This window comes from Nocardioides sp. B129/18 (assembly GCF_055282735.1).
Genome location: NZ_JBUZJI010000032.1, coordinates 29,360 through 42,257, shown reverse-complemented (window position 1 = coordinate 42,257; position 12,898 = coordinate 29,360). Strand labels below are relative to the sequence as shown.

At 73.3% G+C, this 12,898-nt stretch carries 15 protein-coding genes; all 15 read right to left on the bottom strand.

Annotation, left to right across the window (positions count from 1 at the left end; all coding sequences use genetic code 11):
- On the bottom strand, positions 1–187 hold a 187-nt coding region (locus ACZDWJ_RS17810), incomplete at its 3' end, for a hypothetical protein (protein ID WP_463523174.1).
- A 65-nt stretch (positions 188–252) separates the two neighbouring features.
- Positions 253–792 carry an adenine phosphoribosyltransferase gene (locus tag ACZDWJ_RS17805; RefSeq protein WP_463523176.1) on the bottom strand — a complete coding sequence of 180 codons (540 nt, stop codon included), beginning with the start codon at positions 790–792 and terminating at the stop codon, positions 253–255.
- Positions 793–812: 20 nt separating this feature from the next.
- Entirely contained in the window at positions 813–2,045 is a 1,233-nt protein-coding gene (gene secF / locus ACZDWJ_RS17800) for a protein translocase subunit SecF (protein WP_463523172.1), read from the bottom strand.
- Positions 2,045–3,874 carry a protein translocase subunit SecD gene (gene secD, locus ACZDWJ_RS17795; RefSeq protein ID WP_463523170.1) on the bottom strand — a complete coding sequence of 610 codons (1,830 nt, stop codon included), beginning with the start codon at positions 3,872–3,874 and terminating at the stop codon, positions 2,045–2,047. Before secD ends, secF begins: the two co-directional genes overlap by 1 nt.
- Before the next feature lie 5 nt (positions 3,875–3,879).
- Positions 3,880–4,179, bottom strand: coding sequence for a preprotein translocase subunit YajC (yajC, locus tag ACZDWJ_RS17790; protein WP_463523168.1), 300 nt, complete (start codon positions 4,177–4,179; stop codon positions 3,880–3,882).
- Positions 4,180–4,349: 170 nt separating this feature from the next.
- Complete coding sequence (gene ruvB / locus ACZDWJ_RS17785; protein ID WP_463523166.1) at positions 4,350–5,459, bottom strand: Holliday junction branch migration DNA helicase RuvB; 1,110 nt, start codon at positions 5,457–5,459, stop codon at positions 4,350–4,352.
- A 3-nt stretch (positions 5,460–5,462) separates the two neighbouring features.
- Positions 5,463–6,062 (bottom strand): Holliday junction branch migration protein RuvA, encoded by a 600-nt coding sequence (gene ruvA / locus ACZDWJ_RS17780; protein WP_463523164.1) that lies wholly within the window; start codon positions 6,060–6,062, stop codon positions 5,463–5,465.
- A complete protein-coding gene (gene ruvC / locus ACZDWJ_RS17775; RefSeq protein WP_463523162.1) occupies positions 6,059–6,592 on the bottom strand; it encodes a crossover junction endodeoxyribonuclease RuvC in 534 nt (177 codons plus the stop codon). Before ruvC ends, ruvA begins: the two co-directional genes overlap by 4 nt.
- Before the next feature lie 144 nt (positions 6,593–6,736).
- Entirely contained in the window at positions 6,737–7,504 is a 768-nt protein-coding gene (locus ACZDWJ_RS17770; RefSeq protein ID WP_463523160.1) for a YebC/PmpR family DNA-binding transcriptional regulator, read from the bottom strand.
- Between the two features lie 72 nt (positions 7,505–7,576).
- Positions 7,577–8,176: a pyridoxal 5'-phosphate synthase glutaminase subunit PdxT gene (gene pdxT / locus ACZDWJ_RS17765; RefSeq protein WP_463523158.1), complete on the bottom strand. Its 600-nt coding sequence runs from the start codon at positions 8,174–8,176 to the stop codon at positions 7,577–7,579.
- Positions 8,177–8,274: 98 nt separating this feature from the next.
- Positions 8,275–9,180 carry a pyridoxal 5'-phosphate synthase lyase subunit PdxS gene (pdxS, locus tag ACZDWJ_RS17760; protein ID WP_463523156.1) on the bottom strand — a complete coding sequence of 302 codons (906 nt, stop codon included), beginning with the start codon at positions 9,178–9,180 and terminating at the stop codon, positions 8,275–8,277.
- Positions 9,181–9,210: 30 nt separating this feature from the next.
- A complete protein-coding gene (gene pgsA, locus ACZDWJ_RS17755) occupies positions 9,211–9,828 on the bottom strand; it encodes a phosphatidylinositol phosphate synthase (RefSeq protein ID WP_463523154.1) in 618 nt (205 codons plus the stop codon).
- Positions 9,829–9,837: 9 nt separating this feature from the next.
- Positions 9,838–10,389: an HIT family protein gene (locus ACZDWJ_RS17750; protein WP_463523152.1), complete on the bottom strand. Its 552-nt coding sequence runs from the start codon at positions 10,387–10,389 to the stop codon at positions 9,838–9,840.
- Entirely contained in the window at positions 10,386–11,105 is a 720-nt protein-coding gene (locus ACZDWJ_RS17745) for a TetR/AcrR family transcriptional regulator (RefSeq protein ID WP_463523150.1), read from the bottom strand. The genes ACZDWJ_RS17750 and ACZDWJ_RS17745 overlap by 4 nt, the downstream gene beginning before the upstream one ends.
- Positions 11,106–11,110: 5 nt before the next feature.
- A partial coding sequence (locus ACZDWJ_RS17740; protein WP_463523148.1) for an FAD-dependent oxidoreductase occupies positions 11,111–12,898 on the bottom strand: 1,788 nt, incomplete at its 5' end.

Here is a 12,898-nt window from a genome sequence, read left to right as displayed (position 1 = left end):
GGGCCGCGGCGGTGCGCAGTCCGCCGGCCGAGCCGGCGGCCGCACCGGGGGCGGGACGCTCCCCGGCGGGCGTGGCGTCCTCCGCTGCGATGCGCGAGAGCGAGGGCGGCTCGGCGACAGCGCGCTCCGCGGCGTCCTCGGCCTGCTCGGGGGCCTGGGCTGCGGTGCCGCGTGCGTCGTCGCTCACGCGGTCAGTCTAGTGCGGACCGCACGGCCCGCCGGGGCGCATCGCGTCGATCGACCCGTGCTGCCTCAGACCGAGAGCAGCGAGGTGACGGGCACCTCGCCGAGCGCCTCGCGCCAGGGCAGGAAGGAGAGGTCCATCAGCACGGCGACGCCGACGACCACTCCCCCGGCGGCGGCGACGAGGTCGCAGGTGGCGCGGGCGGTGCCGCCCGTGGCGAGGACGTCGTCGACGAGCAGCACGCGCTCACCGGGACGGATGGCGTCGCGGTGCAGCTCGAGGGTCGCGGAGCCGTACTCGAGGTCGTAGGAGACCGCATGGGTCTCGCGGGGCAGCTTGCCGGCCTTGCGCACCGGCACGAAGCCGGTGCCGAGGGCCAGTGCCACCGGCGCCCCGAGGATGAAGCCGCGCGCCTCCATGCCGAGGACGGCGTCGACCGCGGGCGAGCCCGCGGCGTCACGACCGGCCGTGGCCAGCCCCTCGACGATGCTGCGCAGCCCCTCGCCGTCGCCGAGCACGGGGGTGATGTCCTTGAACACCACCCCCGGCTCGGGGAAGTCGGGGACGTCGCGCAGGTGGCGGCCCAGCGCCTCGCGGGCCGAGGCCAGGGCGATGGCCGTGTCCACGCTCAGCGCTTGCCGCGCTTGGACTTCGACTGCCGGCTCGGCTGCTGCCGACCCGCGGAGCCGCTGCGCTCGACCGGGCCGCGGGCCGACGGGGCGGTGCGACCGCGGCCGGTGGCCTCGGGCTGACGCGGCGGCGCCGTGCGCGGGGCCGCCGGGACGACCTCGTCGTCCTCGCTCAGCTCGGCCGGCTCCTCGGCCACGGCGAGGTCGTCGCTGAAGGCCGGGACGCTGGCGTAGCGGTCGGCCTGCGCCCTGGCGCGGGCCTTGGCCCGCTTCTCGGCGAGCTTGACCTCGTCCTCGGTGGACTTCAGGTGCACCAGCACGCGGGGCGCGAGGAACACCGAGGAGTACACGCCGACGGCCATGCCGACGAACTGCGCGAGCGCGAGGTCCTGCAGCGAGCTCGCACCGAGCTGGACGGTGGCGACGTAGAGGATCGCGCCGATCGGGATGAGCGCCACGATCGAGGTGTTGATCGAGCGCACCAGCGTCTGGTTGACCGCCAGGTTCGCCGCGGCCGCGTAGGTGGTCCTCGAGCCGCGGAGGTCCTTGGTGTTCTCGCGGATCTTGTCGAAGACCACGACGGTGTCGTAGAGCGAGAAGCCGAGGATCGCCAGGAGGCCGGTGACCGCGGACGGGGTGACGGTGAAGCCGGAGATGGCGTAGACGCCGATCGTCAGCGCGATGTCGTGGAAGAGGGCCACCAGCGCGGCCACCGACATCTTCCACTCGCGGAAGTAGCCCCAGATGAAGAGCACCGTGAGGATCAGGAACACCAGGACGCCGATGGCGGCGCGCTGCCCCACCTCACGGCCCCAGCTGGCGCCGATCTCGTCCTGCGAGAGCTGGCTGGGCGCGATGTTCAGCTCGCTCGTGATGATCCCGGAGAGCTGGTCGTTGGCGGCCTGCGAGAGCTCCTCGACCTGGATGATCAGGCCGGAGTCGCCGGCCGTGGTGACCGTCGGGTTGCCCGCGCCCTCGACGCCGGAGTCGGCGATCTTCTGGCGCAGGGTGTCGGCCTCGTCCTGCGTGGCCTCGCCGGCCTGGACGGTGGCCTGGTACTGCACGCCACCGGTGAACTCCACGCCGAAGTTCATGCCCTTGAGCAGGATGATCGCGATCGCGCCGGCCACGAGGGCCAGGGAGACCGCGTAGAACACGCCCCGACGACCGACGAAGTCGATCGACCGGCGGCCGTTGTAGAGCTCGTTGCCGAGCCGCGAGAACTTGCCCATCAGGCGTTCCCTCCTGCCGAGAGCTTGGAGCTGAGCGAGGACGTCCGCGGGACCGCGGTGGCGTCCATGCCGAGCGACTCCGGGCTGAGGCCCGACATCCTGCCGCCGCCGTTGAAGAACCGGTAGCGGGCGAGGAAGGAGACCGCGGGCTTGGTGAACCAGAACAGGACCGCGAGGTCGATGACCGTGGAGAGGCCCAGCGCGAAGCCGAAGCCCTTCACGACGCCGGTGGCGAACAGGTAGAGCACCGAGGCCGAGAGCAGCGAGACCACGTTGGCCGCGAGGCGAGTGACGCGGGCGCGGGCCCAGCCGGACTCGACGGCGACGCGCATCGACTTGCCCTCGCGCATCTCGTCGCGGATGCGCTCGAAGAAGATGATGAAGGAGTCCGCCGTGATGCCCACCGCGATGATCAGTCCGGCGATGCCGGGCAGAGTCAGCGTGAAGCCGGCGCTGACGCCGAGCAGCAGCACCATCGCATAGGTGATCGCCGCTGCGACGGCCAGCGAGCCGAGCACCACGAGGCCCAGGCCGCGGTAGTAGACCAGGCAGTAGATCGCCACGAGGATCAGACCGACCAGGCCGGCCACGATGCCGGCGTTGAGCTGGTCGCCGGCGAGCGAGGGGCCGATGGTCTGCGTCGAGGGCTTCTCGAAGGCGATCGGCAGCGAGCCGTAGCGCAGGCTGGTTGCGAGGCTGGTGGCGCTGGCCTGGGTGAAGTCGCCCTCGATCTGGGCGTTGCCGTCGACGATGCGACCGGTCATCCGCGGGGCGCTGAGGACGGAGCCGTCGAGGACGATCGCGAACAGGTCGTCGCTGCCGACCAGAGCGGTCGAGATGGCGGCGAACTGCTTGGTGCCGGTGCCGTCGAACTGCAGGGTGACGACGGGCTCGATGCCGCCCTGCGGCACCGCGGTGCCGGCGGTCTTGAGGTTGGTGCCCTCGACGGCCGCGGCGGAGAGCAGGTAGGGGATGCCGTCCTCGCTGCAGGTGATGAGCGGCAGCTTCGGGTCGTCGGGCATCGCCTGGAACGGCGCGGCCGTGGGGCACTGGTAGGCGTTGTAGGCCGCGATGCAGGCCGACGTGGGCTTGGAGCGCCAGTCCAGCGGCTTGGCGGTGAGCTTGTCGTCGGCGGCCGAGGACAGGCAGGTGTCGACGAGCTTCTGCTGGTCGGCGCTGAGCTTCGCGACGGTGCCGGGCACGGAGGCGTCCGAGCCGCTGGCCGACGGGCTGGCCGAGGGGCTGGCGTCGCCGGAGGTGCTGGCGGACGGGCTGGCCGAGGGGCTGGTCGACGGGCTGGCGGACGGGCTGGTGTCGGCCGCGTGGACGCGACCGAACGCGGGGGCCGGGCGGTTGTTGCCCTGGCTGCCTCCGGTGGAGCCGCTGCCCGCGCCGACGCCGGGGATGGTGGTGCCGGTGCCCGCGCCCGTGCCGGCGCTCGCGCCGGCGGCTGCTGCGCACGCGCCGGTGCCCGGGGCGCACGCCACGAGGCGGAAGCGCAGCTGGGCCTGGCGCTGCACGGTGTCGATGAGGTCGCGGCGGGCGTCCTTGGGGATCTCGATGACCACGAAGCGGTTGCCCTGGGTGGTCACCTCGGACTCCGCGACGCCCGAGCCGTTGACGCGCTCGTCGATGATCTTGCGCGCCTCGTTGATGCTCTCGGTCGAGGGGTTGCCCTTCGCGATGAGCGTGATGCGCGTGCCGCCCTCGAGGTCGAGGCCGAGTGCCGGCTTCCAGGTGCCGCCGAGCGTCACCAAGCCGTACAGGATCGCCACCCCGAGGAAGAACACCACGAGGGTGCGCCCCGGCCGGGGAGTGTTGCGTGCCATTGTCTTCAGCTCTCCTCAGGCCCGGCCGGGACATCCGGCTGGGCGTCGGGTCGGACGACGCCCCCGATGGCGCCGCGTGCGACCTTGATGGTGACTCCCGGAGCGATCACGAGCCGGGCGTGGTCGTCCTCCAGCTGCTCGACGACGCCGAACACGCCGGAGGTCAGGATGACCTCCTCGCCCACGCTCAACGAGCGCTGCATCGCCGAGAGTTCCTTCGCCCGTCGGGCCTGCGGGCGGATCAGGAGCGCCCAGAAGACCAGGGCGATCAAGATCAGCGGCAGGAACGAGGCCAGTTCCTTCACGAGAGACCCTTCACATGGCGGCAGACGACGAGCGTCGCACGCAGTCCGGGACGGGCCCGGCGCGCGCGACGGTTGAGTGTAACCGCGGACACGCCGGTCCCTGACGCTGGTCCCCGCACCGCGGGCTCGGCCCGGGCCGAGCCCCGCGCCTCACCCCCGCGGGCGGGGGCTCACTCCTCGAAGAGCGGGGCGTCCGGGCCGGGCGCGGGGGCGCGGAGGCCGAGGTGGGCCCAGGCCGCGGGGGTGGCGACGCGTCCGCGCGGCGTGCGGGCCAGGAAGCCCAGGCGGACCAGGAACGGCTCGGCGACCTCCTCGACGGTCTCGCGCTCCTCCCCCACGGCCACGGCCAGCGTCGAGATGCCGACCGGGCCGCCGCCGAAGCGGGCGCAGAGGGCGTCGATGACGGCGCGGTCGAGGCGGTCCAGGCCCAGGGCGTCGACCTCGTAGAGGTCGAGCGCGGCCTCGGCGACGGTCTCCGTGACGACGCCGTCAGCGCGCACCTGGGCGAAGTCGCGCACCCGGCGCAGCAGTCGGTTGGCGATGCGCGGGGTGCCGCGCGAGCGCGAGGCGATCTGAGCCGAGCCCTCGGGCGTGAGCGCGACGCCGAGCAGCCCCGCCGAGCGGTGCACGATGCGGTCGAGCTCGTCGGGCTCGTAGAACTCCAGCTGCGCGGTGAAGCCGAACCGGTCGCGCAGCGGCCCGGGCAGCAGGCCGGCGCGGGTGGTGGCGCCGACGAGGGTGAACGGCGGGATCTCGAGCGGGATCGCGGTGGCGCCGGGGCCCTTGCCGATGACGACGTCGACCCGGAAGTCCTCCATCGCCATGTAGAGCATCTCCTCGGCCGGCCGGGACATGCGGTGGATCTCGTCGATGAACAGGACGTCGCCCTCGTTCATGCCCGAGAGGATCGCGGCGAGGTCGCCGGCGTGGGTGATCGCCGGGCCGGAGGTGAGCCGCAGCGGAGCGCCCATCTCCGCGGCGATGATCATCGCCAGCGTGGTCTTGCCGAGGCCGGGCGGGCCCGAGAGCAGGACGTGGTCGGGCGCGCGGCCCCGCAGTCGGGCGGCCTCGAGCACCAGCCCGAGCTGGTCGCGGACACGGGCCTGGCCCACGATCTCCTCCAGCGTGCGGGGACGCAACGCCGCCTCGACGGCGCGCTCGTCGCCCTCCGCCTCGGCGGCGGTGAGACGGTCGAGGTGGGCCGCCTCGGCGCGAGCGAGCGGGTCGAGCGGGTCGAGGTCGCCCAGGCCGCCGAGATCGGCGTCGTCGTGACGGGCCACGGATCAGCTCCGGGCCAGGGTGCGCAGCGCGGCACGCAGCAGCGCGCCGACGTCGGGCTGGTCGCCGGCCTGGTCGGCGACGGCCTCGACCGCGCCGGCAGCGTCGCGCGCCGACCAGCCCAGGCCCATCAGGCCCTGCACGACCTGCTCGCGCCACGGCTCCTCGCCGGGCGCGACGACGGCGGGCCGGGCCAGGCCGGTGGGCGCGCCGATGCGGTCCTTGAGCTCGAGGATGATCCGCTGGGCGCCCTTCTGGCCGATCCCGGGCACCCGGGTGAGGGTCTTGACGTCCTCGCCGGCGACGGCGCGGCGCAGGTCGTCGGGGCCGAGCACGGCCAGCATCGCCTGGGCCAGCTTCGGGCCGACGCCCGACGCGGTCTGCAGCAGCTCGAAGGTGCTGCGCTCCTCGACGTCGAGGAAGCCGAAGAGGGTCAGGGAGTCCTCGCGCACGACCATGCTCGTGGGCAGGGTGGCGCTCGCGCCCTCGCGCAGCGTGGCGAGGGTGCCGGGCGTGCACTGCACCTCGAACCCGACGCCGCCGACGTCGACCACGGCGGTGGAGAGCGTGACGCCGGCGACCCGCCCGCGGACGAAGGCGATCACGAGATCCTCCCGGTGGTGGTGCGCAGCTGGGCGCGGGCCTGCTCGAGGCGGGCCTGTGCGCCGCCGCGCCAGACGTGGGTGATGGCCAGCGCCAGCGCGTCGGCGGCGTCGGCGGGCTTGGGGACGGCGTCCAGGCGCAGGATGCGGGTGACCATCGCGCCGACCTGGGCCTTGTCGGCGCGGCCGTTGCCGGTGACGGCGGCCTTGACCTCCGAGGGCGTGTGCAGCGCCAGCGGGATCCCCCGCCGGGCCGCGACGACCATCGCGATGCCGCTGGCCTGGGCGGTGCCCATGACGGTGCTGACGTCGGAGCGGGCGAAGACCCGCTCGACGGCGACCGCGTCGGGCCGGTGCTCCTCGATCCAGGCCTCGACGCCGCGCTCGATGGTGACCAGCCGCTCGGCGACCGGCAGCTGGGCGCTGGTGCGCACGACGCCGACGTCGATCAGGTGCAGCGGACGGCCCACCGAGCCCTCGACGAGGCCCAGCCCGCAGCGGGTGAGGCCGGGGTCGATGCCGAGCACGCGCACGCGGCTCCTCCTCGGTGTCGGACGACGGGGTGTCGAACGTCTGTTCGCACGCCCCAACGTAGCCCGCCCGCGGCCGCCGGGGACGGCGACACGCGGGCGGGAGCGGTCCGCGGGGGCCCAGCGACCCGGGCGACCCGGGCGGACTCAGGCGTCGATGGCCTCGAGGACGTCCTCGGGGATGTCGGCGTTGGAGAAGACGTTCTGCACGTCGTCGAGGTCGTCGACGGCGTCGACGAGCTTGAAGACCTTGGTGGCGGCGGTGGGGTCGGCGACCGGGATGTCCATGGACGCCTGGAACAGGACGTCCGCGGAGTCGTAGTCGATGCCCGCGGCCTGCAGCGCGGTGCGCACCGCGACGACGTCGCCGGGGGCGGAGGTGATCTCGAAGGCCTCGCCGTGGTCGGCGACGTCCTCGGCGCCGGCGTCGAGGGTGGCCTCGAGGACGTCGTCCTCGGTGATCTCCTTGCCCTCCTGGGCCTTGGTGACCACGACGACGCCCTTGCGCTCGAAGAGGCGCGAGACCGAGCCGGGGTCGGCCATCGTGCCGCCGTTGCGCGTGACGGCGGTGCGCACCTCCATCGCGGCGCGGTTCTTGTTGTCGGTGAGGCACTCGATGAGCAGCGCGACGCCCTGGGGGCCGTAGACCTCGTACATGATCGTGGCGTACTCGGCGCCGCCGGCCTCGAGGCCGCCGCCGCGCTTGACCGCGCGGTCGATGTTGTCGTTCGGGACCGACTGCTTCTTCGCCTTCTGGATGGCGTCGTAGAGCGTCGGGTTGCCGGCGGGGTCCGGTCCGCCCATGCGCGCTGCGATCTCGATGTTCTTGATCAGCTTGGCGAACAGCTTGCCGCGCTTGGCGTCGATCGCGGCCTTCTTGTGCTTGGTGGTCGCCCACTTGGAGTGGCCGGACATGCGCTACCTCTTCACTCGCTGGATCACGGGATCGTCACTGATCTCGGCTCGCCCGAGACCGGCCCCCGCGGCTCAGCCGCCGCGGACCAGGTCGACGAGGAGTCCGTGCACCCGGGTGTCGTCCCCGACCTCGGGGTGGAACGACGTGGCGAGCAGACGGCCCTCGCGAACGGCGACGATCCTACCGTCGGCCTCACCGCCCTGCGCGCGGGCCAGCACCTCCACGCCCGGACCGACGTCCTCGACCCACGGCGCGCGGATGAAGACGCCGTGCACGGGGGCGTCGAGGCCGACGACGTCGACCTCGCCCTCGAAGGAGTCGACCTGGCGCCCGAAGGCGTTGCGGCGCACCGTCATGTCGAGGCCGCCGATGGTCTCCTGACCCTCCATCCCGTCGAGCACGCGGTCGGCGAGCAGGATCATCCCCGCGCAGGTGCCGAGCACCGGCAGCCCGTCGCGGACCGCCGCCCGCAGCGGCGCGAGCAGCTCGAAGATGCGCGCCAGCCGGATGATCGTCGTCGACTCCCCTCCGGGCAGCACCAGGCCGTCGCAGGCGGCGAGCTCGTCGGGGCGTCGCACGGCGAGGGTGGCGACCCCCAGCGACTCCAGGGACCGGCGGTGCTCGCGGACGTCGCCCTGCAGGGCCAGGACGCCGATGGTGGGGCTCGACACGGCGGCGAGCCTAGAGGTCGCACGGACGCCGACGGCGGCCGCCCCCGCGTGGGGACGGCCGCCGTCGGACCGTGCCGATGCTGCCAGCGACCTCCGGGTCACCAGCCCCGCTCGGCGAGACGGTGGGGCTGCGGGAGCTCCTCGACGTTGATGCCGACCATGGCCTCGCCCAGGCCGCGGGAGACCTTGGCGACGACGTCGGGGTCGTCGTAGAACGTCGTGGCCTTGACGATGGCCTCGGCGCGCTGCTGGGGGTTGCCGGACTTGAAGATGCCCGAGCCCACGAACACGCCGTCGGCGCCCAGCTGCATCATCATCGCCGCGTCGGCCGGGGTGGCGATGCCGCCGGCGGTGAACAGCACCACGGGCAGACGACCGGCCGCAGCGACCTCGGCCACCAGGGCGTACGGGGCCTGCAGCTCCTTGGCCGCGACGTAGAGCTCGTCCTCGGAGAGGGCCGCGAGCTGGCGGATCTGCTTGCGGATGGTGCGCATGTGGCCGACCGCGTTGGAGACGTCGCCGGTGCCGGCCTCGCCCTTGGAGCGGATCATCGCCGCGCCCTCGGTGATGCGCCGCAGCGCCTCGCCGAGGTTGGTGGCACCGCACACGAACGGCACGGTGTAGGCCCACTTGTCGATGTGGTTCTCGTAGTCGGCCGGGGTGAGGACCTCGGACTCGTCGATGTAGTCGACGCCGAGGCTCTGCAGCACCTGCGCCTCCGCGAAGTGACCGATGCGGGCCTTGGCCATCACGGGGATGGAGACCTCGGCCTTGATGCCGTCGATCATGTCGGGGTCGCTCATCCGCGACACCCCGCCCTGGGCGCGGATGTCGGCCGGGACCCGCTCGAGGGCCATCACGGCGACGGCTCCGGCGTCCTCGGCGATCCTGGCCTGCTCGGGCGTGACGACGTCCATGATGACGCCGCCCTTCAGCATCTCGGCCATGCCCCGCTTCACGCGGGTGGTGCCGGTCGCGGGGACCTCGGGAGTGGTGTCAGACATGTCCCCGATTCTAGTGGCGGGCCGGCGCCCTCACAGGGCCGGGTCCAGCACCGCCTGGGCGTGCACCTTGCGCACGCGGTAGACCACCGTGGCGGTGTTGGCGAAGGCCAGGACCCACAGGGTCAGGTACATGAGGATCGGCAGGTCGAAGATCGCCCCGAGCCCGGTCATGACGAGGATCGCGACGAGGCGGTCGGCCCGCTCGGCCAGGCCGCCCTTGGCGTCCATGCCGAGCGACTCGGCGCGGGCGCGGGCGTAGGAGGTGACCGAGCCCATCACCAGGCAGTACAGCGAGAGGCAGGCGTAGAGGTAGAAGTCGCCGGGACCGGCGAAGTAGAGCACCAGGCCGCCGAAGATCGCGCCGTCGCCGATGCGGTCGAGGGTGGAGTCCCAGAAGGCGCCGAACTTCGAGGAGCGCCCGGTCTGACGGGCCATCTGGCCGTCGATGAGGTCGCTGAAGACGAAGGCCGTGATCACCAGGACGCCGGTGAGCAGGTGGCCGCGCGGGAAGAAGGCCAGCGCACCGAAGCAGACGCCGAGCGTGCCGACGAAGGTGACGGCGTCGGGGCTGATCCCGAGGCGGATGAAGAGGCGGACGAAGGGCGCGAGCATGACGCCCTGCCAGAAGCCTTTGAACCTGTCGAGCACGGCAGCAGGCTAGCGGGGGTCGGGCTCCAGACCCGCCTCGGCGTCGTCCCAGGCCTGCGCGAGCAGACCCCGGGTGTCGCCGAGGAGCTGCGGGAGGGTCTTCGTGCCGGCCACGACGGTCATGAAGTTGGCGTCGCCGGACCACCGCGGGACGACGTGCTGGTGGAGGTGGTCGGCCAGCGACCCGCCGGCCGGTCCGCCGAGGTTGAGACCGACGTTGAAGGCGTGCGGGCTGCTGACGGCCCGGATCGCGCGCAGGGCGGTCTTGGTGAACGAGGCGAGCTCGCGGGTCTCGACGTCGTCGAGGTCGGCGTAGTCGGCGACGTGGCGGTAGGGCAGCACCATGAGGTGCCCCGGGTTGTACGGGTAGAGGTTGAGCACGGCGTACACCGACTCGCCTCTGGCCACGACGAGGTCGCCCTCTCCCCCGGCCGGCGCCGCCGCGATGCGGCAGAACGGGCAGGTGGGGCCGTCGTCGGCCTCCTCGGGGCCCGCGGTGCGGACGTAGGCCATGCGGTGCGGCGTCCAGAGCCGCTCGAGGCCGTCGGGGTCGAGGCTCACCCCGCCTCCCCCTCCGCCTCCACGCTGGCCAGGAGCTCCTCGATGGGCTGGTCGCGCTGCAGCTCGATGCCCAGCGCGTGGGCGTGGCCGTCGAGGATGTACCAGACCGACTCGGTGACCAGCGCGACGACGACCTCGGCGCCGGGCTCGCGCACGGGCCGGCTCACCCAGCGCCGCACGGCGGCGAAGACCGCGCCCACGAGCGCGAAGACGAGGGGGTCGAGCGCGGCGCGCAGCTCCGAGGGCGGGTCGACCCCGAGGAGGTCGACGGCGGTCTCGATGAGCTCGACGAGCTGACGGGCGATGACCTCGATGCCCTGCTGCAGCGGGCTGTCGCCGATGGTGTCCTGCTCGGCGATGCGGTGCAGCGAGGGATGGTCGACCGCCCACGTGACGTAGGTGGAGACGATGCGCTCGATGATGTCGGGGATGGTGCCGTCGAGCGTGACCGCCGGCAGGAGCAGGGCCCACAGGTCGTCGAGGATGGCGACCTGGATCTCGCGGTCGAGGTCGGCGCGGTCGCTGAAGTGCCGGTAGATGACCGTGCGGGAGAGGCCGGCGCGCTCGGCGATCTGCTGGACGTGGAACTCCGCGCCCGGATCGTTCTCGCTGATCACGCCGATCGCGGCGTCGATGATGCGCTGACGGCGCTCCTGGTTGTGCCGGTCCCAGCGCACCTGCCGCCCGTCCGGACGCGCCTGGCCGCTGGTGGTCATCGCTGTCAGCTCCGTTCGAAGAGTCCCCGCCTCCTGCGTTGCGCAGCGTACCCACTGCGTCGCCCGGCGGCCTCGCGGGCCTCCGCGACGACGCGGAGCATCTCCTCGATCTCGACGATCTTGGTGCGCGGGCGCCCGGCCGACGTGCCGCGTCGACGCTCCTCGGCGTCGAGGGCGTGCCAGTCGTCGGCGTCGAGCACGTCGACGCCGCGCTCGCGCAGCGTCGCGACCAGGTCGGCGGTGCCGGCCGGCCCGGCCGGCGGGGTGACGACGCCGGCGTCGAGGTCGTCGAGCAGGGTCGTGACGGTGTCCTGGGCGCAGGCCTTGTTGCTGCCGATGAACCCGTTCGGCCCCCGCTTGACCCAGCCGGCGACGTAGACGCCCGGGCGCACCCGGCCGTGCTCGTTCGGCACGGTGCCGCTGGCGGCGTCGTAGGGCAGGTCGGTGACGGGCCGGCCGTGATAGCCGACGGCCCGCAGCACCAGCCCGGCCTCGATGACCTCGCGCTCGTCGGTGACGACGGCACGGACGACGCCCTCGACGTCGGTCTCGAGGCGGGTGCGGGCGACCTCGACGCCGGCGACGCGGCCCGAGCCGTCGTCGAGCAGGCGGGTCGGCGAGGCGAGGAAGCGCAGCACGATCGTGCGCAGGTGCGGCTGGAGCGGACGCTCGGCGAGCTCGCGCAGGAGGGCGGCCTGACCGGTGGGGCCGTCGTCCTCGAGCGGCGCCCCGGCGTCGACGACGACGTTGACGCGGCCGCCGCGGCTCAGGGCCGCCAGGCCGATCAGCTCGGGCATCGTGAACGCCGCCTGGGCGGGGCCGCGCCGGCCGAGCACCACGACCTCGCGCACCCGGCTGGCGGCGAGCTGCGCCCACGGCAGACGGGCGAGGTCGGTGGCGGCGAGGTCGTCGGGGTCGGCGGTGAGGATGCGGGCGACGTCGAGTGCGACGTTGCCGTTGCCGACGACCACCGCGCGCTCGTGGTCGAGCCGCACGGGGAGGTCCTGCTTGTCGGGGTGGCCGTTGTACCAGCCGACGAGGTCGGTGGCCGACAGCGAGCCCTCGAGGTCCTCCCCCGGCACGCCGAGGGGCCGGTCGGCGGCGGCGCCGACCGCGTAGACGACGGCGTTGTAGCGCTCCTCGAGCTCGGCGAGGGTGACGTCACGGCCGACCTCGACGCCGAGCAGGTAGGAGAACCCGCGCTCGCGCTCGATGGCGCCGAAGAGGTCGACGGCGCGCTTGGTGTGCTGGTGGTCCGGGGCGACGCCCGCGCGCACCAGGCCGTAGGGCGTGGGCAGCCGATCGAGGACGTCGACGCTCACCTCGGGGTGCTTGAGCAGCTCGTCGGCCACGTAGAGGCCCGCCGGACCGGCGCCGACGACGGCCACCCGCCGCGGGGCGTCGTCGAGGAGACGACGCTGCGGGGGGATGACCGCCAGCGGCGCGCGGTCGGCGTGCGGGAAGACCTCGTAGTAGGCCGCGTTGAGCGCCAGGAACGGCAGCTCGTCCTCGGTCAGCCGGGTGTCGGGCTTGATCGCCTCCACCGGGCAGGCCGTGACGCACGCACCGCAGCCCACGCAGGAGCGGGCGTCGATGTAGACCATCTCGGTCGTGCCGAAGTCCGGCTCGCCGGGTGCGGGGTGGATGCAGTTGACCGGGCAGGCGACGACGCACGAGGCGTCGGCGCAGCACGGCTGCGTGACGACGTAGGGCATCGCAGCGTCCTGGCTCTCGTGGGGTGCGGGCGACGGGCTGCGCCGCCGGGAGCGCGACTTCGGGCGCGTCCACGACGC

Excerpts from the sequence above, each read along its gene's own strand:
- secF (WP_463523172.1), bottom strand. The coding sequence starts at position 2,045 with ATGGGCAAGTTCTCGCGGCTCGGCAACGAGCTCTACAACGGCCGCCGG.
- secD (WP_463523170.1), bottom strand. The coding sequence starts at position 3,874 with ATGGCACGCAACACTCCCCGGCCGGGGCGCACCCTCGTGGTGTTCTTC.
- ACZDWJ_RS17770 (WP_463523160.1), bottom strand. The coding sequence starts at position 7,504 with ATGTCCGGCCACTCCAAGTGGGCGACCACCAAGCACAAGAAGGCCGCG.
- pdxS (WP_463523156.1), bottom strand. The coding sequence starts at position 9,180 with ATGTCTGACACCACTCCCGAGGTCCCCGCGACCGGCACCACCCGCGTG.
- ACZDWJ_RS17745 (WP_463523150.1), bottom strand. The coding sequence starts at position 11,105 with ATGACCACCAGCGGCCAGGCGCGTCCGGACGGGCGGCAGGTGCGCTGG.